The sequence below is a fragment of the Psychromonas sp. 14N.309.X.WAT.B.A12 genome (genome assembly GCF_030397575.1).
Classification (GTDB): domain Bacteria; phylum Pseudomonadota; class Gammaproteobacteria; order Enterobacterales; family Psychromonadaceae; genus Psychromonas.
Genome location: NZ_JAPNXS010000003.1, coordinates 15,081 through 33,542, shown reverse-complemented (window position 1 = coordinate 33,542; position 18,462 = coordinate 15,081). Strand labels below are relative to the sequence as shown.

The 18,462-nt window shown below is 38.1% G+C and carries 18 protein-coding genes and 1 riboswitch; of the genes, 11 read left to right on the top strand and 7 right to left on the bottom strand.

The window, feature by feature from the left end; genetic code table 11:
- The first annotated feature begins 358 nt into the window (after nucleotides 1-358).
- Complete coding sequence (locus OW492_RS05025) at nucleotides 359-2,437, top strand: DUF4962 domain-containing protein (RefSeq protein WP_290038847.1); 2,079 nt, start codon at nucleotides 359-361, stop codon at nucleotides 2,435-2,437.
- Nucleotides 2,438-2,520: 83 nt separating this feature from the next.
- Here the strand turns inward: OW492_RS05025 and OW492_RS05020 are convergent, their stop codons facing one another.
- Nucleotides 2,521-4,038: an aldehyde dehydrogenase family protein gene (locus OW492_RS05020; RefSeq protein WP_290038846.1), complete on the bottom strand. Its 1,518-nt coding sequence runs from the start codon at nucleotides 4,036-4,038 to the stop codon at nucleotides 2,521-2,523.
- A 125-nt stretch (nucleotides 4,039-4,163) separates the two neighbouring features.
- Between OW492_RS05020 and OW492_RS05015 the strand changes: the two genes are divergently transcribed.
- The 7 genes from OW492_RS05015 (at nucleotide 4,164) to OW492_RS04985 (ending at nucleotide 9,993) form a co-directional block, all read left to right on the top strand.
- Nucleotides 4,164-5,093, top strand: a complete 930-nt coding sequence (locus tag OW492_RS05015) for a helix-turn-helix domain-containing protein (protein WP_290038845.1) — start codon at nucleotides 4,164-4,166, stop codon at nucleotides 5,091-5,093.
- A 183-nt stretch (nucleotides 5,094-5,276) separates the two neighbouring features.
- Entirely contained in the window at nucleotides 5,277-5,933 is a 657-nt protein-coding gene (locus tag OW492_RS05010) for a DUF2959 domain-containing protein (protein ID WP_290038844.1), read from the top strand.
- A 242-nt stretch (nucleotides 5,934-6,175) separates the two neighbouring features.
- A riboswitch (FMN riboswitch) is annotated at nucleotides 6,176-6,340 on the top strand.
- 94 nt (nucleotides 6,341-6,434) lie between these two features.
- Complete coding sequence (gene ribB, locus OW492_RS05005; protein ID WP_290038843.1) at nucleotides 6,435-7,082, top strand: 3,4-dihydroxy-2-butanone-4-phosphate synthase; 648 nt, start codon at nucleotides 6,435-6,437, stop codon at nucleotides 7,080-7,082.
- 938 nt (nucleotides 7,083-8,020) lie between these two features.
- Nucleotides 8,021-8,401 carry a DUF2513 domain-containing protein gene (locus OW492_RS05000; protein WP_290038842.1) on the top strand — a complete coding sequence of 127 codons (381 nt, stop codon included), beginning with the start codon at nucleotides 8,021-8,023 and terminating at the stop codon, nucleotides 8,399-8,401.
- 116 nt (nucleotides 8,402-8,517) lie between these two features.
- The gene (locus OW492_RS04995) at nucleotides 8,518-8,730 is read left to right on the top strand and encodes a hypothetical protein (protein WP_290038841.1); all 213 of its coding nucleotides are present in this window, start codon (nucleotides 8,518-8,520) and stop codon (nucleotides 8,728-8,730) included.
- 194 nt (nucleotides 8,731-8,924) lie between these two features.
- Nucleotides 8,925-9,158 (top strand): hypothetical protein, encoded by a 234-nt coding sequence (locus OW492_RS04990; protein WP_290038840.1) that lies wholly within the window; start codon nucleotides 8,925-8,927, stop codon nucleotides 9,156-9,158.
- Nucleotides 9,159-9,324: 166 nt separating this feature from the next.
- A complete protein-coding gene (locus OW492_RS04985; protein WP_290038839.1) occupies nucleotides 9,325-9,993 on the top strand; it encodes a cold shock and DUF1294 domain-containing protein in 669 nt (222 codons plus the stop codon).
- A 124-nt stretch (nucleotides 9,994-10,117) separates the two neighbouring features.
- Here the strand turns inward: OW492_RS04985 and OW492_RS04980 are convergent, their stop codons facing one another.
- Nucleotides 10,118-10,945 carry a CmcJ/NvfI family oxidoreductase gene (locus OW492_RS04980; RefSeq protein ID WP_290038838.1) on the bottom strand — a complete coding sequence of 276 codons (828 nt, stop codon included), beginning with the start codon at nucleotides 10,943-10,945 and terminating at the stop codon, nucleotides 10,118-10,120.
- Nucleotides 10,946-11,353: 408 nt separating this feature from the next.
- Nucleotides 11,354-11,872, bottom strand: a complete 519-nt coding sequence (locus OW492_RS04975; RefSeq protein WP_290038837.1) for a TetR/AcrR family transcriptional regulator — start codon at nucleotides 11,870-11,872, stop codon at nucleotides 11,354-11,356.
- Between the two features lie 178 nt (nucleotides 11,873-12,050).
- On the opposite strand from OW492_RS04975, the gene OW492_RS04970 reads away from it, so the two are divergent.
- A complete protein-coding gene (locus tag OW492_RS04970; RefSeq protein ID WP_290038836.1) occupies nucleotides 12,051-12,743 on the top strand; it encodes a cupin domain-containing protein in 693 nt (230 codons plus the stop codon).
- 315 nt (nucleotides 12,744-13,058) lie between these two features.
- Here the strand turns inward: OW492_RS04970 and OW492_RS04965 are convergent, their stop codons facing one another.
- Both OW492_RS04965 and OW492_RS04960 read right to left on the bottom strand, forming a co-directional pair.
- Nucleotides 13,059-13,427 (bottom strand): VOC family protein, encoded by a 369-nt coding sequence (locus OW492_RS04965; RefSeq protein WP_290038835.1) that lies wholly within the window; start codon nucleotides 13,425-13,427, stop codon nucleotides 13,059-13,061.
- A gap of 371 nt (nucleotides 13,428-13,798) precedes the next feature.
- Complete coding sequence (locus tag OW492_RS04960) at nucleotides 13,799-14,140, bottom strand: hypothetical protein (RefSeq protein WP_290038834.1); 342 nt, start codon at nucleotides 14,138-14,140, stop codon at nucleotides 13,799-13,801.
- 349 nt (nucleotides 14,141-14,489) lie between these two features.
- Between OW492_RS04960 and OW492_RS04955 the strand changes: the two genes are divergently transcribed.
- Nucleotides 14,490-15,419: a patatin family protein gene (locus OW492_RS04955; protein ID WP_290038833.1), complete on the top strand. Its 930-nt coding sequence runs from the start codon at nucleotides 14,490-14,492 to the stop codon at nucleotides 15,417-15,419.
- 31 nt (nucleotides 15,420-15,450) lie between these two features.
- Here OW492_RS04955 and OW492_RS04950 read toward each other — a convergent pair whose 3' ends face one another.
- Nucleotides 15,451-15,702, bottom strand: coding sequence for a TIGR03643 family protein (locus OW492_RS04950; RefSeq protein ID WP_290038832.1), 252 nt, complete (start codon nucleotides 15,700-15,702; stop codon nucleotides 15,451-15,453).
- Between the two features lie 179 nt (nucleotides 15,703-15,881).
- On the opposite strand from OW492_RS04950, the gene OW492_RS04945 reads away from it, so the two are divergent.
- Nucleotides 15,882-17,744 carry a PhoX family phosphatase gene (locus tag OW492_RS04945; protein WP_290038831.1) on the top strand — a complete coding sequence of 621 codons (1,863 nt, stop codon included), beginning with the start codon at nucleotides 15,882-15,884 and terminating at the stop codon, nucleotides 17,742-17,744.
- Nucleotides 17,745-17,838: 94 nt separating this feature from the next.
- Here OW492_RS04945 and OW492_RS04940 read toward each other — a convergent pair whose 3' ends face one another.
- Nucleotides 17,839-18,273 carry a universal stress protein gene (locus tag OW492_RS04940; protein ID WP_290038830.1) on the bottom strand — a complete coding sequence of 145 codons (435 nt, stop codon included), beginning with the start codon at nucleotides 18,271-18,273 and terminating at the stop codon, nucleotides 17,839-17,841.
- Nucleotides 18,274-18,462 lie beyond the last annotated feature (189 nt).

The window sequence follows — 18,462 nt, the reverse complement described above, 5'->3', positions numbered from 1 at the left end:
TATTAAAAACGAACATTTTTGTTCGTTTTTTTATATCTAAATACCTAACCTATTTATCCTCCCCTATTAAGCCTCAATCATATTTTCAAATAACCAAGTTTGATCCTGTGACCTAGTGCTCGTATTGGAATAGTACGCCCGCCAGTTTATTGTAATTAAGTAATACAAATGATATAAATTGATCATTATTAAAGGTTTAATAACGGCATCAAATCGACACAATTAATGTCGATTTTTGTTTAAGGTACTTCCCTTGAATAGCTTAATAACCTGATATTTCATTAACATTCCTTGCAGTTGAGTAACTTACCATTGCTGGGCTGGTATAAATTTATTAATTTCATAAGTAGAGGTTTAAATGTCTAACAAATCTTTTGATGCGATCAAGGCGATTAAATTAGAAAACGACAAATCTGCTGGTAATCTTCTTGATGTGATGCCAGTTCAAGTTCAAAAAGCTGATATTGATCTGTCTTTTTTGGATAATTTGAGTGTAGAGCACCCTCGTCTATTGGTTCAAAGTAAAGATCTACCTGCTTTTAGAGCTAACCTGAAAGATAATGCAGGCTACTGCAAGTTTGATGCTTTCATGAATAACTCAACAAATAAATTTTTAGACGTAGCACCTTATGAAGAACCAAAAGCTTACCCTGAAGAAACCGTTGGTAAAGCTTCATTGTGGCGTCCTTACTGGCGTCAAATGTACGTTAGCTGTCAAGAAGCTTTCAACGCAACTCGTAACCTATCAATCGCTGGTATCGTACTAGAAGATGAAGCAATCATCGCCAAAGCAAAAGCATGGACATTACAATTAGCTGCTTACGATCCAGAAGGTGTAACCTCACGTGGTTATAATGATGAAGCCGCGTTTCGTGTGATTGCAGCAATGGCTTGGGGTTATGATTGGCTACATGCATACTTCTCTGATGCAGAACGTGAAACAGTAAAACAAGCACTTATCATTCGCTTAGAAGAGATCATGCATCATCTACAAGTAACAGTAGATCTACTGGCTAACCCACTTAATAGCCATGGTGTTCGTTCAATTTCATCTGCGGTGATCCCAACCTGTATCGCACTATACAATGAATACCCTAAAGCACGTGAATACATTGAATACGGTATTGAATACTATGCTGTACATTACCCACCATGGGGCGGAGAAGATGGAGCTTGGGCTGAAGGTCCAGATTACTGGAACACGCAAATGGCCTTCCTAGGTGAATCTTTTGACCTTCTGAAAAGCTACACCTCTATCAACATGTTTAATAAAGAGTTCTACAAAAATACAGGTGACTTCATCATGTACTGTATGCCTGTTCACTCCAAACGTGCAAGTTTCTGTGATCAATCAAGTATTGGTGATTTCCCAGGTTTGAAATTAGCTTACAACATCAAACATTTTGCAGGTGTTAACAACAAACCTGAATACATTTGGTACTACAACCAACTGAAAGCACGTGACACGGAAGCACATACTAAATTCTACAACTTCGGTTGGTGGGATTTTGGTTACGATGACTTACGCTTTGATTACCTATGGAACGATATGCCTGAAGTTAAACCTTCAGATGAACCACAGCTTAAAGTCTTCCCAATCACAGGTTGGGCTGGTTTCCATAGCAACATGACAAACCGTGATGAGCATATTCACATGGTTTACAAATGTAGCCCATTCGGTTCTATCAGTCACTCACACGGTGACCAAAACGCCTATACTCTTCATGCATTTGGCGATACCTTAGCAGCTATCACAGGTTACTACGGTGGTTTCGGTGTAGATATGCACATCAAATGGCGTCGTCGTACTTTCTCTAAAAACTTACCGTTATTTGGTGGTAAAGGTCAGTACGCTGAAAATACAACGACTAACTTTGAAGGCGAACATCAAGATCGCTACTGTGTGGAAGCTGGCGGTAAAATTACCGACTTCGATACAGAATCAGACCTGTTATTTGTTGAAGGTGATGCATCAACGTCTTACCAATTCCACAACCCAGATCTTGAATCTTACAAGCGTAAAATCTGGTTTGCTAAAGGTAAAGTATTTGTAATGCGTGACCTAGCAACACTTAAATCAGAGCAAGATCTGACTTGGCTACTGCATACAACATTTAGTACTGAAACAGCGACAGACACTTTCAAAATCATTGGTGAAAACGCACAACTAGACGTTTCATTTATCAATGACAGCAAAGATGATCTACTTTCAATTGAAAATGTAGAAGGCTTTGGTGAAGTTGACCCAAGCGAATACAAAGATCTTGAAATTCATCGTCATGTTGAAGCGAAGTTTAAAGCGAAGAAAGAGCACAACATTCTAACGCTATTAGTACCAAGTAAATTGAACGGTCCTAAAACAGAAGTTTCGTACAACCTAACAGATACAACATTAACACTGAATATCGACGGTGAAGATGTAGTGATCGAGCTATAACTCACTCCTTACAAGGTTTATTTGTTATAAAGCCGCTTATCATAAGCGGCTTTATTGTTTTACAGACTCACTTTCACAATGAACTAAAAGAATCCCATCGGATTAATATCGTAGCTCACCAACATGTTCTTCGTTTGTTGATAGTGCTCTAACATCATTTTATGGTTCTCACGTCCAATACCAGATTGTTTATACCCACCAAACGCAGCATGGGCAGGATAGAGATGATAACAGTTTGTCCATACGCGCCCAGCTTGAATACCGCGCCCCATACGGTAAGCAATATTACTATCCCTTGTCCATAAACCCGCGCCTAATCCAAACTCACTGTCATTAGCTATTTTTAAAGCATCTTCTTCATCTTTAAAAGTAGTAATACTGATCACAGGCCCAAAAATTTCTTCTTGGAAAACACGCATATGATTACTGCCTTTTAATAAAGTAGGTTGAATGTAGTAACCATTATGTGCCCCATCCACCTTCTCAATGGCCCCACCCGTTAACACTTCTGCGCCCTCATCTTTACCGATTTCAATATAGGATAAAATCTTGTCATATTGCGCTTTAGAAACTTGTGCACCAATTTGACTGTCAGTATCAAATGGATTGCCTTGTATAATTTTTTGAGTGCGCGCAATCAAACGCTCGATAAACTCATCGGCAATTGACTCTTGCACCAGCAAACGAGATGGACAGGTACATACTTCCCCTTGATTAAAGAACGCTAATGCAGCACCTTCCAAACATTTATCGATAAAAGCATCTTCATGGTTCATCACATCGGCAAAGAAAATATTAGGTGACTTACCGCCCAGCTCAACAGTAGAAGGGATCAAATTATCTGCCGCACATTGCAAAATATGTTTACCAATAGGGCTAGAGCCAGTAAAGGCAATCTTAGCAATGCGTTTAGAAGTCGCTAAGGCTTGCCCTGCTTCTTCACCAAAACCATTCACAATATTCAACACGCCAGCTGGTAATAAATCACCAATAATCTCCATCAAAAACAAAATAGATAATGGCGTTTGTTCAGCAGGTTTAAGCACAATACAATTACCAGTAGCCAATGCAGGGGGTATTTTCCAAGCAGCCATCAATAGCGGAAAGTTCCAAGGAATAATTTGTCCAACCACACCCAAGGGCTCATGAAAGTGATAAGCCACGGTATGCTGATCAATCTCACCTAACGAACCTTCTTGCGCTCTGATACAACCAGCAAAATATCTAAAATGATCAACAGCTAAGGGAACATCAGCTCCCATCGTCTCTCGAATACATTTACCGTTATCCCACGTTTCAACTAACGCAAGTAACTCTGAATTAGCTTCAATTCTGTCTGCAATTTTAAGTAGAATATTAGAACGCTCAGTGACAGAAGTGCTCGCCCAAGCTTGTTTAGCCTTATGCGCAGCATCTAAAGCAAGGTCAATATCTTGCTGATCTGAACGAGCAACTTCACAAACATCTTCACCAGTTACTGGCGTTTTATTAGTAAAATATTGCCCATTAGCCGGTGCGACCCATTGCCCATCAATGTAATTATCATAATGAGATTTAAACGTAATTTGTGACTCTGCAGAACCTGGATTTGGATAAATCATAAACACCTCTCAGTTATTTGTATGCCTCTGTGTGATATTCATCCTATCCGTAGATTTTTTATATGCATGACTGTTAATTCAAAAATATTGACTGTCAGTTTCAAATGGCAGGGAGTGTGACAAAAATGATAAGCCAACATGTTCAAGATCAAAGAAACAACCCTCAAGTTTTGGTAGAGAACAAAACATCTTTTGCCGGAGAAGATGCTGAATTGAGCATATATGACACATTTGAACCTGCTAGCAACGTTAAGCTCGCCTCTGATCAACTCATGTTTTGCGGCATGCTTTCAGGCAAAAAAATAATGCACAGCCTACATAGACGCTTTGAAACAGAGTTTTTTCCACATGAATCATTCATCATGGCACCTAATCGCCCTATTCAAATTGATTTCCCAATGGCTAGCCTAACCACCCCCACCACCTGTATTGCCATTGAAATTAGCCATAACAAAGTAAAAAAAGTTTGCGATAAACTAAACGCTAATGCGCCATTATCAACCTATCAACAGGAGTGGCAATACGACAATAAACTAATGCACACGCATCATAATACGGAGACTCAAACCTTATTAAATCGCATGATCAATATCTTTTCAGAGAACCATCCAGATAGGAGTTTTATGGTTGATCTCGCGGTGAGTGAGCTCATTACGCGATTATTGAGAGAACAAACTCGCGACTTTATCATTTGTCACAGCCTCAACGACCCAGAGCACAATGGCATTAATTCCGTGGTTGCCTACTTATATAAACACTTAGGAGAAACGATCAATATTGAAGCTTTGATCAAGCTATCATGCATGAGTCGCACTAAGTTTTTTTCTGAGTTTAAACGTACTATCGGATGCACGCCTCAAGACTTCCTATTCCAACTACGCCTCAAAAAAGCAGCAGAAATGCTAAGGAAAAACAGCTCAGTAACGCAAGTTTGCTTCGCCACAGGTTACTTAAGTACAAGTCACTTTAGCCGTAGCTTTAAAAAGTTTTTCGGGGTTAACCCAACCCAATATAAACTCAGACATAGTCCTGATTTATTAAATAGGTACACTTGAGCATCTCAATATGCCCTTACCTTCGGAGCTGAACCATCAGATCGCACAACCTTTATTAGCCGCTACACAGCTTAACTTGCCGTTTATAATGTGAGAGCTTATCATTCATACCATTAACTGGTACTTATCCGAATGTCTATTGGCATCGCAATACACCACCTATGCATACATACAGGAAGTAACATGAAAAAACAGACGCGTTTATATACTTCATTACTCGCACTCACCTTTCTATTATCAGGCTGTGAGTCCGTTTATTACTCTACAATGGAAAAAGTGGGCATTCACAAACGTGACATTCTTATTGACCGAGTAGAGGAAACAAAAGAATCGCAAGAAGAGTCACAAGAAGAGTTTCAATCTGCACTTGATCGCGTAACAGCCTTAATTGACTTCAAAGGCGGCGACTTGCAAAACACCTACAACGCATTAAACGACGATTACCAATCCAGTTTAGATGCAGCTAATGAAGTTTCAGAAAACATAGACAAAGTAGAAGATGTCGCCAATGCACTGTTTGCAGAGTGGAGCGAAGAACTTAAACAATACAAGAGCGCCTCTTTAAAACGCCAAAGTAGCCAAAAACTAACTAATACAGAACGTCAATTTAATACTATGCTGCGCTCAATGCGCAACTCAGAAAGTAAAATGCAACCAGTATTATCTTCTCTAAACGACAACGTCCTGTACTTAAAACATAATTTAAATGCGCAAGCGATGTCAGAGATAAAAGGTGAATTCACCAATCTTAAGCGAGACATTCAACAACTCGTTAATGATATGAACCAATCTATCGCTGATTCAAACAAATTCATTGAACAAATGAACAGCGCTAGCTAATAGCAACAACTGATTAATAAGCCTGATGATAAAGGCTTATTAATCAGGCTTTAGTTTTCACACTCACTCTCAGCATAGCTAACAGCCAGCAATTTAATACTTTATCCACCTTGCAAATCACTATTTAAGCCCCGATCAAACAGCAAGCTCGCAAAAGCCCAAACACATTTAACGTAATCCAAGCAAATTCAACTATCTTCCTAAATACCTAAAGGTTAGAATCCGTGAGCTAATTTTAATTTAGCAATTCTCAGGGCGGGGTGAAACTCCCCACCGGCGGTAAACTTATTAGGTGAGCCCGCGAGCGCTTTATTGATTATGTAACCTAGTAATACTAGCAATAAAGGTCAGCAGATCTGGTTTAATTCCAGAGCCGACGGTGATAGTCCGGATGAAAGAGAACACAAAGCACTACATACGTAGTGCTATTTAGCATCGCCTAATAATTGGGTGATGTTACTCTCATGCCCTGATTCTGGTAACTATTCAAAGGAAAATACCATGAGTCAGTCTCTATTAAGTTTATTCGGTGATGCACACACGCGTGTATCAAATGCCATTCAATCAATCAAAAACGGTTCAGGTGTATTGGTCGTTGATGATGAAGACAGAGAAAATGAAGGTGACTTTATTTTTGCTGCTGAAACATTAACAACGCCACAAATGGCGATGATGATCCGTGAAGGCAGTGGCATAGTGTGTTTATGTTTGCCAACCAAAACCACGCAAAAGCTACAACTTCCACAAATGGTCAGCAACAACACCAGTCAAAATACCACTGCTTATACCGTGAGTATTGAAGCAAAACATGGTGTAACCACAGGTGTTTCTGCAGCAGATCGCGTCACCACCATTAAAACCGCCGTTGCACCAAACGCAACAGCCGATGACCTCTCTCGCCCAGGCCACGTATTTCCTCTACAAGCCGTTGAAGGTGGTGTATTAGTGCGAAGAGGACATACCGAAGCAGCAGTTGATTTAGCCACATTAGCAGGGTTTGCACCCGCAGGTGTTATTTGTGAATTAAGCAATGAAGATGGCTCAATGGCACGTTTACCAGAAGTCGTTAAATTCGCACAGCAACATGATATGCCAGTGGTCAGTATTGATGATTTGGTAAATTATATTAAAGCAGAGCAAGTAGCTTAGTTCAGACATAGATAAGCTGTAGTGTCGGGGAGCCAAAAACTCTAACACTAAAATAAGTCACCGCTTTATGGGCTGTCTATAGAAATATAGATGGCCTTTTTTGTCGCAACAATTATGCTTTTTCTAGATTTATCGATGAGGCTTATATAGTGGATTCGTCTGCGCTCACTGTTGCTTAGTGAATAATTGTAACTTGGTCTTCCGCCCTGTCGGCGTGTTACTTTCTTTTGCGTGGCCAAAAGAAAGTAACCAAAGAAAAGGCCACACCGAATATTTTTTAATCTGAATAAATGACTACCTTCTTAACGCACCGCTCATACGCGGCGTCCATGCCGCGAAGTTCGCTAGCAACGGCATCCCTGCCTAACCTTGCTAAAGGCAATCATTGATTCAGAAAAATATAACGGGGAAGTTAATGTAGCCGCGTTGAAAATTCTAATTTGTATAAGCTCGCTAAAGCAATATTCCTTTAAAATTATCGTTTTAAACATACCATTTTGGACTTACATGAACGCACTAGCTTTAACTAATCCCTCCCTGTTTGGCTTTACTAAAATGCATTGATTGCTTTGGAAAGCTCAACGGTGGAGAGTTGTAGGCATAATGAGTATTGGTTCGTCTGCGCTCATTTAAGCAGTTTGGTTATTATTTACTTACTGTTTCGCCCTCTCGGCGACTCTACTTTCTCTTTCATACTTTCCGTGATTAAAATCAGGCACGTTTAAGTAAACAAAGACTATTCCGCCTTTCCGTTGTTAATACGGAATAACGCCACCTTTCCACATCATAAAATTTTGACAAAAACCTTTAAATGATTGTTTTAAGGTTTTTCTAGCGTATTATTAATGAATTTTTAACAAATAAATATATTTCGTATTTCCACCGTAAATGTGGAATTTATCGGTTTAATGAGCCGTTAGCTAACCAAGGAGAGTTCGGTGCAACGTGATATGGATTTAGTCAGAAAGATTCTTCTATATATTGAATCAAAAGAAGATGATCACCCAATAATTGAAGCTCCATTTGATGGTTATGATCAAATAACATTTCTTGAGCATTATCATCTTTTATATGAGGCTGGTTTAATTCGTGGAGAAACTATTTGTTCAACATCAACTCCAGAAAGGATAGTTAAAATTATTCCTTTTGGTTTAACTTGGGCAGGTCATGACTTTACAGATTCAATTAAAAACGATGGTATTTGGAACAAAGCTAAAGATGCTGTCTCATCCAAATTAAGTGGTTTACCTTTCGATGTTCTAAAAGCCGTTTTAATTGGCTTGTGTAAAGAGGCTGTCAATGATGCAGTCAAAGGTTAGCTAACAAGTTGCTCAAACGGACAAAAAACAGTTGGCTTTTGCTCGTTCCTCGCTTATTTTAGCCAACAATTTTTCGCGCGCTTAGCAAGGCGTTATGTGTTTCAAGGAGGAGATTTTTGAATTCGAATGATGTGCTAATAATTATTCTGGCAATTATTGCTTTGCCATTAGGTATCTATTTGTTGATTGTTATGCCAAATGACAAGCATTGTAATGACTGTAATTCAGACCTTTCACCCCATCGTCAAAAAACATTTCATTGCAAAATAAAAGGTGAAGACAAAGAAATTTGTAAGCGTTGTTACTCTCGACGCTTTGGTCGTTCGTAATAAACACATAACAAGTCGTTTATTACAAAGAAATATAAAATTATAACTTTTAACTTATTGTTTTCAAAGTCAATTATTTTTAATAATTAGCTGTATTTTCACTTAAGCTAGATAAGTTATACAGCCTCGTTATGTAGCAGTTTTAGCTAAGGATTTTTATTATCAAACAATCAGAGAATAAGCTTATAGAGTTTTTGCTTGGACAATTTGCATCTATGTTATTTGCTCTGCCAACAACAGTATTACTTTGGTTAGCAACCAACAAATATTTAACTTTTTGGGGTCCAGAAAATGCATTTCTGGACAGCATAGGTTTTTGGGCAATATTTGGTTTATTTGCATTTACTTCTTTATTTTACCCTCGATTATTTCCATCTTTACTTGGTAAAGCTTGGAATGGGCTGATGAAAGCTGAAAAGTGGCTATAGCCACATAACAAATCCATTTAAACAAAAGTAGTCTTTCTCTACTTTAGTAGGCACCTTCTCATCACTCTGAGGAGGTTAAAATACTTAAATATACACAACTAAAAACATGCTTTAACTAATTAATTTAAAAACTAAAGCAACGCAAATTATTAAATTTAAGGAACACATGAAGTTTCAAGGTAAAGTAATAAACTGGAATGACGATAAAGGGTTTGGTTTTGTGGAACCAAACGGTGGCGGTACTCGTGCTTTTGTCCATATTAAAGCCTTTAATTCAAGATCACGTAGGCCAGTTAATGGTGAACTTATTATCTACGAATTAGTACATGAAAGTGGTAATCGATATAAAGCGACGAATATTAGATTTGCACGAGATAATAATAAAGAAAAGACTAAAAGCCATGAACGTCATTCCCCTAAAAATAGTAAACCTAAGAACAGTAAACCTAAAAGCTATATATTGAGTTCTATATTTACCGTACTTTTTTGTATTGGGTTAGTACTTGCTGTATTCAGCCGTAAACTTCCATTTTTTATTGGTTTCGCCTACGTATTGATCAGCTTAATTACTATCCTTGTTTATGCACAAGACAAGTATTCAGCACAAACAGGCCGTTGGAGAACTTCAGTAGCGACATTGCATTTTCTTTCTTTGATTGGTGGGTGGCCGGGAGCGCTAATTGCACAAAAAGTATTACGACACAAAACAAGTAAAAGCGAATTTATTAGTACTTACCGCGTTACTGTATTTTTTAATATCGCCACCTTACTTATTATCTATACAGAACAAGGTCAGTACCTTTTACACGATATAGTATTACCCTTTTTTAAATAGCTAATTAACGAAGAAAAATAAGGGGAACTCTTTGCGTCTTTAAAATACACCTATCAAAACGCTAAAAGTAATCTAAGCTCAATGTGGTTACAACTCCGCCACCATTGAGCTTTATCAATCACCCTTAAACATCAAAAAATGCGTAGGTTCTTGTTTCAATGCTTTGTCTTGGTTTGTTGTGTTCGCCCTGATTAGCTAATGGGAAAGCGGTATGCATCGCAAAGCGAGCGCTTGAGGGTTCACTATCAAAGCCTTTAATTAATACGGCTTCGCTACCATCCATCTCAGGGTAGTAATACCATTTTTGGTGTTTATTCTTTTTCAGTGCGAATATCTCACCTTGATGCTTTTGTGTTGAGTGCATATCGTTAAATGAAATATTAGCCTTCACTAAATCGTTACTATCTAGCGTAGAGAAATCCAAAAATGCTAAGGGATCTTTCTCTATCACACCATCAATTGAACGCCATAGGTTTATTTGAACCATGCGCTTTCCTGCAAAGCGTTTTAGAATAGCTTTATCCAATACGGTTTGTGCTCTTATCGGTCCGGTTTGATGTGTGTAATCGTTATGCACATGGTAAGCAGGATGACGGTTGGAAGCTTTAATGCCACGACGTACGGTATGATCAAATGCAACCACATGCGCTGCGCCCGTCTGTACTTTTATCAAAGCTTCTACTTGCGGATAATAGTCAGCTTTAACCGTTTCACTTTCTAAAAAATCAACTTCATTGGGTTCAAAATGCGTAAGCTGAAAACCAGCGTTGTCTAAGTTAAAAACAGTTTCTGTTGAAACCGCCCTTGCATTGATGACTTCCGTTTCTTCAAAGCCATAATGTGCGCTATATTCCTGCTGCTCATCAAAGCCTGAATAATTGATCACGGGTGTACCTGTAGCACTTGCCTTAATAAAATGAAGTGTTGTTTTTTCAACTGTATTAGTACTCATATCAACCTCTGCTATTTAACTATAACTATCAACTGTTGTTCACTCTCGTTGTTAGCTATGCAAACCAAACTATCTACCGATAGGTAACTTTAGTTATTAAAGATTAATTAGTTACTAATAGCAATCTATATTTAGTCATTTTTTAATGCGATCTATAAAAATGAAGGTGTGAAATTAAAAAAGTAATTAAAAATCAATAAATTAAAAATTCAATTAAATGTGCTAGCTATAAGGTGAGTTTGATATGAGTATCGCCTTCTGCCTAAAACTCACGGCAAAGGTTTTTGGATAAGAGATAATGAAATTAGAATGCTTTGGTTTAGGCAATAAATAGTGAGGGAGTACTTAATAAGATATGACACTGGATACACTTAACATGACAGAGAATTAAGTGTACCCACGATACTTTTACTGGGTAGCTAGTTTAAAATAGCTGTGATCATTCAATGCCTTACTGATCATCATTGCACCTTCTAATGTGCTGACGGTAAGGATAGCTGCATGTAATGGTTCGTTTTCTCCATTAGCAATATGCGCTTTTTGTAACCACGCTAAGTTCAGGTCAAAAAAACGTTTTACTTCTGAACGAACCTTTTCAGGTAAGCTTTCATTTTGAGCGCCTAACAAACCACATAAACACATTTTGTCATCGTTGAGTAACGCACTTCTGAACAGTTGTGTATAAGCTTCAATAGGATCTTTATTCGCAGCTTTAAGTTCATCTACATCGCCTAATGCACCTAAAAAAGCATTCGTATATTGATGTGCTAATTCAGCGCCTAAATCCGCTTTGGTAGGGAAATGGTAGTGGACACTGGCACTTTTTATACCCACTTCATTAGCGATTTCTCGGAAACTGAAATTATTATAGCCACCTAGTCTTACTTTATCTTCTGCAGCTTTTAATAATGCTTCTTTTTTGCTCATTCTTGTATTCCCCATCATTGAATATAAATTATCAAGCAGAGCATCACTATTTACAAGTAATAATGCATTCTGAGTAAGGCAGCTAACCGCCAAGTTCCCTTTTAAAGTTGACTTATAAACAATTAAACCATATAACTACCTACCGATAGATAACTATAATATCAAAATTGGAGGTAATATGAAAATCGCAGCTGATTTTAGTCAACGCGCTGTTGTACACAGCCAGCTTCAAGAGTGGATAGCATCACCTATGGCGGGCGTTTATCGTAAGCCTCTCGATAGAGTAGGCGCTGAAGTAGCAAGAGCAACTACCATCGTTCGTTATGAGCCAGGCAGTGAGTTCAGTGAACACATTCACACCGGTGGGGAAGAGTTTATTGTGCTAGAAGGTATTTTTGAAGATGAGCATGGACAATTCCCAGCTGGTTCATATATACGAAACCCACCACAGTCTCGCCATCAACCAAGCTCTAAAGGCGGTTGCACTATGTTGGTAAAACTTTGGCAGTTCGATGCAAATGATCGTACACATGTTCGTTTACAGATGAATAAAATGGGTAAAACACAACTTCATGATAATAACCAAGTTGCTGTCACTCCGCTTTATTTAGATGATATTGAAGAAGTTAGTGTATTGCACTTTCAAGCAAATGCGACCTACTCGCTTGAAGCAAAAGGCGGCGCAGAGTTATTGGTACTTGAAGGCTCAGCACAAGAGTCTACAGATACCCTAAATAAACACAGTTGGTTACGTACCCCAATAGGCAGTAACTTGCAGGTTAAAGCGGGTGAACAAGGGGCAACGATATGGGTTAAGACCGGACATTTAACACAAGTTGAAGAACAAATAGCACGCGTAACAAATGCATAATCCTATAAATGGCCACTGTTTAAGTGGTCATTCCTTCCTTTAAAGCAGCTATTACAACTCCCCAAAACTAATAACCTAGAAACACATCACTTAATATAACTTATTGTTATCATTATTAAAGACATTAAAAATTTAAATATATGCGTTGTTTAAAGTCACGTTTGAGCTAGGATTTTTAAAAGGGGTTATGACAAGAAGATAGTTTAGATAGATTGGTTTTGCTGTTAGAAAAAGAAAAAAGCAAGAGCACTGTTGATACCAATTATATTAGTGTGATTGATATAAGCTGCTCTTGCTGAAAATGAACTAATTCACTTAGGTCATGTGGAAGAAACAAAGTTTGTTGCCATCCAAGTCATAAACGTATGACCCATAGAAGAAGTCAAAACGTTGACCTGGTTCACCGGCGTCTGTTGCACCTAGTTCAATAGCTTTATTGTAAAGCGCTTGTGCACCTTCAATTGAACCACCAGGAATAGCAATTTGTTGACCGTTACCAGCAGTTTGTGGATTGTTATCATGAGGAGTACAAACAGCTAGCATTGCGCCACCAGCATCTGTTCCGTAAAATTTAATTCTGTCCATTTCCATGACTCTTTTACCACCAACTAATTCAAGTAATGAATCGTAAAATGAAACGGCTTTATCTAAGTCTTTTGAACCAATCGTAGTGTATCCAATCATAATTTAATCCCTGTTTTAAAAAGATGAAGTAACGTTATTTAAGTCTCAATCAATAGCCACTTGGTAACGTTGTGTCGTTGTTAACGACACGAATATTCACATACCTACCGATAGATAGTCAAACTATTTTTTGAAAATAAACGCTATCGAATAACAAGAAAAGTGATGAATATTCAAAAAGAGGGTTTAAATAGCATTAATAATCAATAAGTTAAATTTTGTTGGGAAAAGTTATTTTTTATAATAAAGTGTGATCATAACCAAGTGATTAAGATCATCACTTAGGATATGCACAATAGAAGGGGAAAAATAGAAGTATTAACTGCCCATTACAAATAGTAAAAAGCAGTTAAGGAAACAGACTAGAGGTATTAAACAATCGAGGACTGCTGTACTAAGTTATAACCGTAAGCAGCAATAATTAAGACCAGTACGCCTAACCCTTTTAATAAACCTTTTTTATTCACTTGTGGCTCAATTTCACATCGTTTACCAAATAAAAAATGTCCGATTATTCCAGCAAAAATACCATAAATAAGTGCAACCATATCCGTTTGTTTAGCAACAACAAATGGGTCATACAGATGATGAATTAACTCGCTAGTTAATAAAGGAATCTGCACGAAAAAAGTTTGGGTTAGTAGCATATAAGTAATAAAGAAAACAAATATAGCAAAGGGTAATCGGTAAGGAATAAGTTTAGATTCTGTCATTTTTTTCTTCTGTATAATTTGGGTAAAAAATAAATGGTTATCGTATCGATAATCAGATTTATTTCATCTTAATAAGTATCATCATATTAGTCATTGATTATTGCTGATTATGCCATAGCTTACTCTTCCATATGTGAGCTGATCCCCTATTTAGTCTCAGTTCAGGTTAATGGAAGCGAAACATTATATAAAATCAGATAGTTAAATCATTTAATAGGCAATACTGGTATCAAACTATGCATAAGCAAAACAATAAATAACAATTAACTATCAATTATTAAAATTAAAACGATTTTACCTATTGAAATAATACTCGTATATTAGCTAAAAAGTTTAATAGGGACATCAAATGAGCCAAATACCAGTACCATCATTCGCCAATACACCTAACTGTGAAGCAACCCTACCCGTTAAAGAAACCGCACTTGTTGTTGAGGGTGGTGGTCAGCGTGGTATTTTTACAGCAGGCGTATTAGATAGTTGGTTAGCGAAGGACTTTAATCCTTTTTCTATTTTAATTGGTACTTCGGCTGGCGCTCAAAACCTATCAACTTATATGACTCGTCAATCAGGTTACGCTAAACGATCGATTATGCAGCTTTCCAGAGATCCTGAGTTTTTTAGTATAAAACGTTCTTTTACTAAACGTAATGCAATGGATCTTGATTGGTATTTTGACCGTGTTAGCGAGCCTGAATATCAACTCAATATGCAATGCGCAGAAAACCAATTAGTTAACCGCCAGTTACTTTTTTCGGCGACAAATATGAATGGCTTCTGCCCTACTTTTCTTGAACCTACAGCAGACAACTGGTTAACCATGCTCAAGGCATCCAGTGCGCTACCTTATTTGTATAAAAAAGGCGTGGCAATTGGAGCTGATCACTATGTAGATGGTGGCGTGGCTTTACCTATTCCGATTCAAGAAGCATATAACCGCGGCGCGAAGAAAATCATTGTTTTACGCACCGCGCCAACGGATCGCAATGTAGGTTACCCGTGGGCACGAAAGTTAAAGTCTTGGGTGTGTAAATCCAATAAATGCCCGAAGGTATTAGATATTATTACTGGCTATGAGAATGCTTATAACCAAGCCATTAATTTTATCCAGCAACCACCTGAAGATGCACAAGTGATTGAGATATCTCCGCCTACAAAGCTAGCCAGCCGTATTTTAGGCAGCAGTGACAAAGCGTTAATGGCAGATTATCAATTAGGTGTTGAAGTGGGTCAGGCTTTTTTACAGAGCCAGTCAGCACAACTATTTAAAATGCATTAATGAATACGAAGGTAAAATGATAACCACTGCTTTATCTTTGTTTGTATTGTGTAGAGCAGTAAGCTCGGATAACTTCAGGCGACCTTAGTTTTAAATGCTTGGTTTTTCTACCACTGACTCTCGCACGCCATAACCTGAAGCTACCTGGCTTTAATTGCCCACGCATAAAGCTAATTAATGCTTTTTCACTTAAACCAAACTGGTCTTCAATTGCTTCAAAAGGCGTTCTATCTTCCCACGCCATTTCAATCACTCTTGATACTTCACTTGCTGTCAGTGCCATTGTTCTTTCCATCAAATTTTAAAAAGTCTAATACGAACCTGCACGTGACAAGGTTTAATCTTTGCTTACTTTTAATTAAACACTGGTTTTAATGATGGTAATAAATTTGTCATCTTACTGCTTTAGTCTAGAGCTCGATTTTTATCCCCCCCTTTAAATAAATGAAAAAGGTAATAAACATGACGGATTTATTAGATAAAGAAACGGACTTTAGCAGCATGATTGACGCACGTTTATCACGTCGTCGTTTTTTAATGGGTACAGCAGCAGTCGGGGCAGGTGCATTTTTAGCCGTTAGCCCAGTAGCAAAAGCAATTGCAGCAAGCATGGACAGTAAGCTTTTAAACTTCACACAAATTCCGGCATCAACGAGCGATAATGTTGTTGTACCAAAAGGTTACAGCACAAGTAACTTAATCTCATGGGGTGACCCAATTTTCCCAGATGCGCCAGCATTCAATGCCAACGGTAAACAAGATGCAAAAACACAAGCCATGCAGTTTGGTGACAATACTGATGGGATGAGTATTTTCCCACTTTCAAAAGACCGTGCCATTATGGCGATTAACAACGAATATACTAATTACCAATTCCTTTTTGACCATCAAGGTAAAGCGATGACTGCTGATGATGTGAAAAAAGCACAAGCAGCTCATGGTAATACCATCGTTGAAATAGTTCGCAAAGACGGTAAATGGTCAATAGATAAAAACGGTAAAGCGAACCGCCGCATTACTGCAAATACTGAAATGATGATGACAGGTCCAGCTGCTGGCGATGACTTGTTAAAAACTAAAGCGGACCCAACAGGGACTAAAGTATTAGGGACTATCAATAATTGCGCAAATGGTGAAACGCCATGGGGCACTTACCTAACATGTGAAGAAAACTTCAACGGTTTATTTGGCTCTGAAGAAGAAGTTGCATTAGATGATAATTTCAAACGTTACGGTATTAAAACAGACGGTAACAAATACCAATGGCATCCAACAGACAAGCGTTTTGATCTTGCTGTAAACCCACAAGAAGCAAATCGTTTTGGTTGGGTTGTAGAGATCGATCCTAAAGATCCAACATCAACGCCAATGAAACGTACTGCATTAGGCCGTTTTAAACATGAAAATGCAGCGGTTGTTGTCAACGATGATGGCCATGTTGTGATTTACCTAGGTGATGATGAGCGTGGCGAGCACTTATATAAATTTATCTCTAAAAATAAATACCAAGAAGGCAATAACAGTGCAAACCGTCAACTGCTTGAAGAAGGTACTTTATACGTCGCTAAGTTTAAAATGGATGCAGATAAATTAGAAGGTGAAGGTGAATGGTTAGAGTTGACCTACGGTAAAAATGGTTTAACTAAAGAGAATGGCTTTAATAGCCAAGCTGAAATACTTATTTTTGCACGTAAAGCAGCTACACAAGTGGGTGCAACAACTATGGACCGCCCTGAATGGGTTGCCGTTCACCCGGACAAAAAACACGTATTCTGTACACTGACTAACAATAAAAACCGTGGTGTGAAAGAAGGTCAAGATGTTGATGGTGTTAATCCACGTGCTGAAAACCATTATGGTCAAATTGTTCGCTGGATGCCAACTAATGCCGACCATACAAGTGCTTCATTCAAATGGGATTTATACCTGATTGCTGGTAACCCTACAGTACACCAAGGTGATTTATACGCGGGTAGCGCAAACATTAATAAAGACAATATGTTTAACAGCCCTGACGGCCTTGGTTTTGATAAAGCAGGTCGTTTATGGATCCAAACTGATGGTGATTTCTCAAACAAAGGTGACTTTGCAGGACAAGGTAACAATCAAATGTTATGTGGTGACCCTGAAACTGGTGAAGTACGTCGTTTCTTAACAGGCCCAATAGGCTCTGAAGTGACTGGTTTAACTTTCTCTGAAGACCAAAAAACTATGTTTGTGGGTATTCAGCATCCAACAGGCCACTTCCCGGCAGGTGGTGACAGCAAACCACGTTCAACTATTGTGATGATCACTAAAGATGATGGCGGTGTAATCGGTAGCTAATACCGATATTAAGATCAACTATACTTAACTATTAGCTCAATAAAAGGGAACCTATCTGCATAAGGTTCCCTTTTTTTATTCCTTTTAAAACGCTTTATTTATCAATCAGTGCCACAATCAATAAATCCACAGAAGACGTATTAACAAGCCCTCCGACTGTTGGACTAACCCTGCTCCAAAAATCATGGTGGTGCCCGCAAATAATTAAATCAATACCCGCCTCTTTCACAGGCGTTTCTAAGCTATGACTGATATCGCCATTAACCACATACGTGTGGGCAACATCATAATCAAGTTCAGAGGCTAGTGTCTTTAATTGTTGGGTAAGTTCTTCCAAGTCTGGGTAGGCGGCTAATCCTACGAGGCTTAAATCCATTAAACCTGTAAAACCATACTCTCCCAACAGTTGATTAACATGAACCAGTGAAAGCTTAGCATCGAGTGATTTAGCCAAGTTAATGCCTTTATCGATAACTAATTGGTTGTCTTCTTCAAAATCTACAGTAACTAAAATATGACGGTAACTCATGGGTAACCTCCTTCATCAAGATATCGCTTTATAATATTAGTACTAAAGATAAAGTGAACCTGATACCACCAGCACATTACTGCAAGATTACAGACCTTTTTACTATTCTAATGACCTAGATCAAAGCTAGAAAAACGATATAAATAAAAGAAGTTAATTAAGTTAGATGAGTTATGAACAAAGTAAATC

What these genes read in the sequence shown, in the direction of transcription:
- OW492_RS05025 (WP_290038847.1), top strand. Translation starts at nt 359, where the DNA reads ATGTCTAACAAATCTTTTGATGCGATCAAGGCGATTAAATTAGAAAAC.
- OW492_RS05020 (WP_290038846.1), bottom strand. Translation starts at nt 4,038, where the DNA reads ATGATTTATCCAAATCCAGGTTCTGCAGAGTCACAAATTACGTTTAAA.
- OW492_RS05015 (WP_290038845.1), top strand. Translation starts at nt 4,164, where the DNA reads ATGATAAGCCAACATGTTCAAGATCAAAGAAACAACCCTCAAGTTTTG.
- OW492_RS05010 (WP_290038844.1), top strand. Translation starts at nt 5,277, where the DNA reads ATGAAAAAACAGACGCGTTTATATACTTCATTACTCGCACTCACCTTT.
- ribB (WP_290038843.1), top strand. Translation starts at nt 6,435, where the DNA reads ATGAGTCAGTCTCTATTAAGTTTATTCGGTGATGCACACACGCGTGTA.
- OW492_RS04985 (WP_290038839.1), top strand. Translation starts at nt 9,325, where the DNA reads ATGAAGTTTCAAGGTAAAGTAATAAACTGGAATGACGATAAAGGGTTT.
- OW492_RS04980 (WP_290038838.1), bottom strand. Translation starts at nt 10,945, where the DNA reads ATGAGTACTAATACAGTTGAAAAAACAACACTTCATTTTATTAAGGCA.
- OW492_RS04975 (WP_290038837.1), bottom strand. Translation starts at nt 11,872, where the DNA reads ATGAGCAAAAAAGAAGCATTATTAAAAGCTGCAGAAGATAAAGTAAGA.
- OW492_RS04970 (WP_290038836.1), top strand. Translation starts at nt 12,051, where the DNA reads ATGAAAATCGCAGCTGATTTTAGTCAACGCGCTGTTGTACACAGCCAG.
- OW492_RS04965 (WP_290038835.1), bottom strand. Translation starts at nt 13,427, where the DNA reads ATGATTGGATACACTACGATTGGTTCAAAAGACTTAGATAAAGCCGTT.
- OW492_RS04960 (WP_290038834.1), bottom strand. Translation starts at nt 14,140, where the DNA reads ATGACAGAATCTAAACTTATTCCTTACCGATTACCCTTTGCTATATTT.
- OW492_RS04955 (WP_290038833.1), top strand. Translation starts at nt 14,490, where the DNA reads ATGAGCCAAATACCAGTACCATCATTCGCCAATACACCTAACTGTGAA.
- OW492_RS04950 (WP_290038832.1), bottom strand. Translation starts at nt 15,702, where the DNA reads ATGGCACTGACAGCAAGTGAAGTATCAAGAGTGATTGAAATGGCGTGG.
- OW492_RS04945 (WP_290038831.1), top strand. Translation starts at nt 15,882, where the DNA reads ATGACGGATTTATTAGATAAAGAAACGGACTTTAGCAGCATGATTGAC.
- OW492_RS04940 (WP_290038830.1), bottom strand. Translation starts at nt 18,273, where the DNA reads ATGAGTTACCGTCATATTTTAGTTACTGTAGATTTTGAAGAAGACAAC.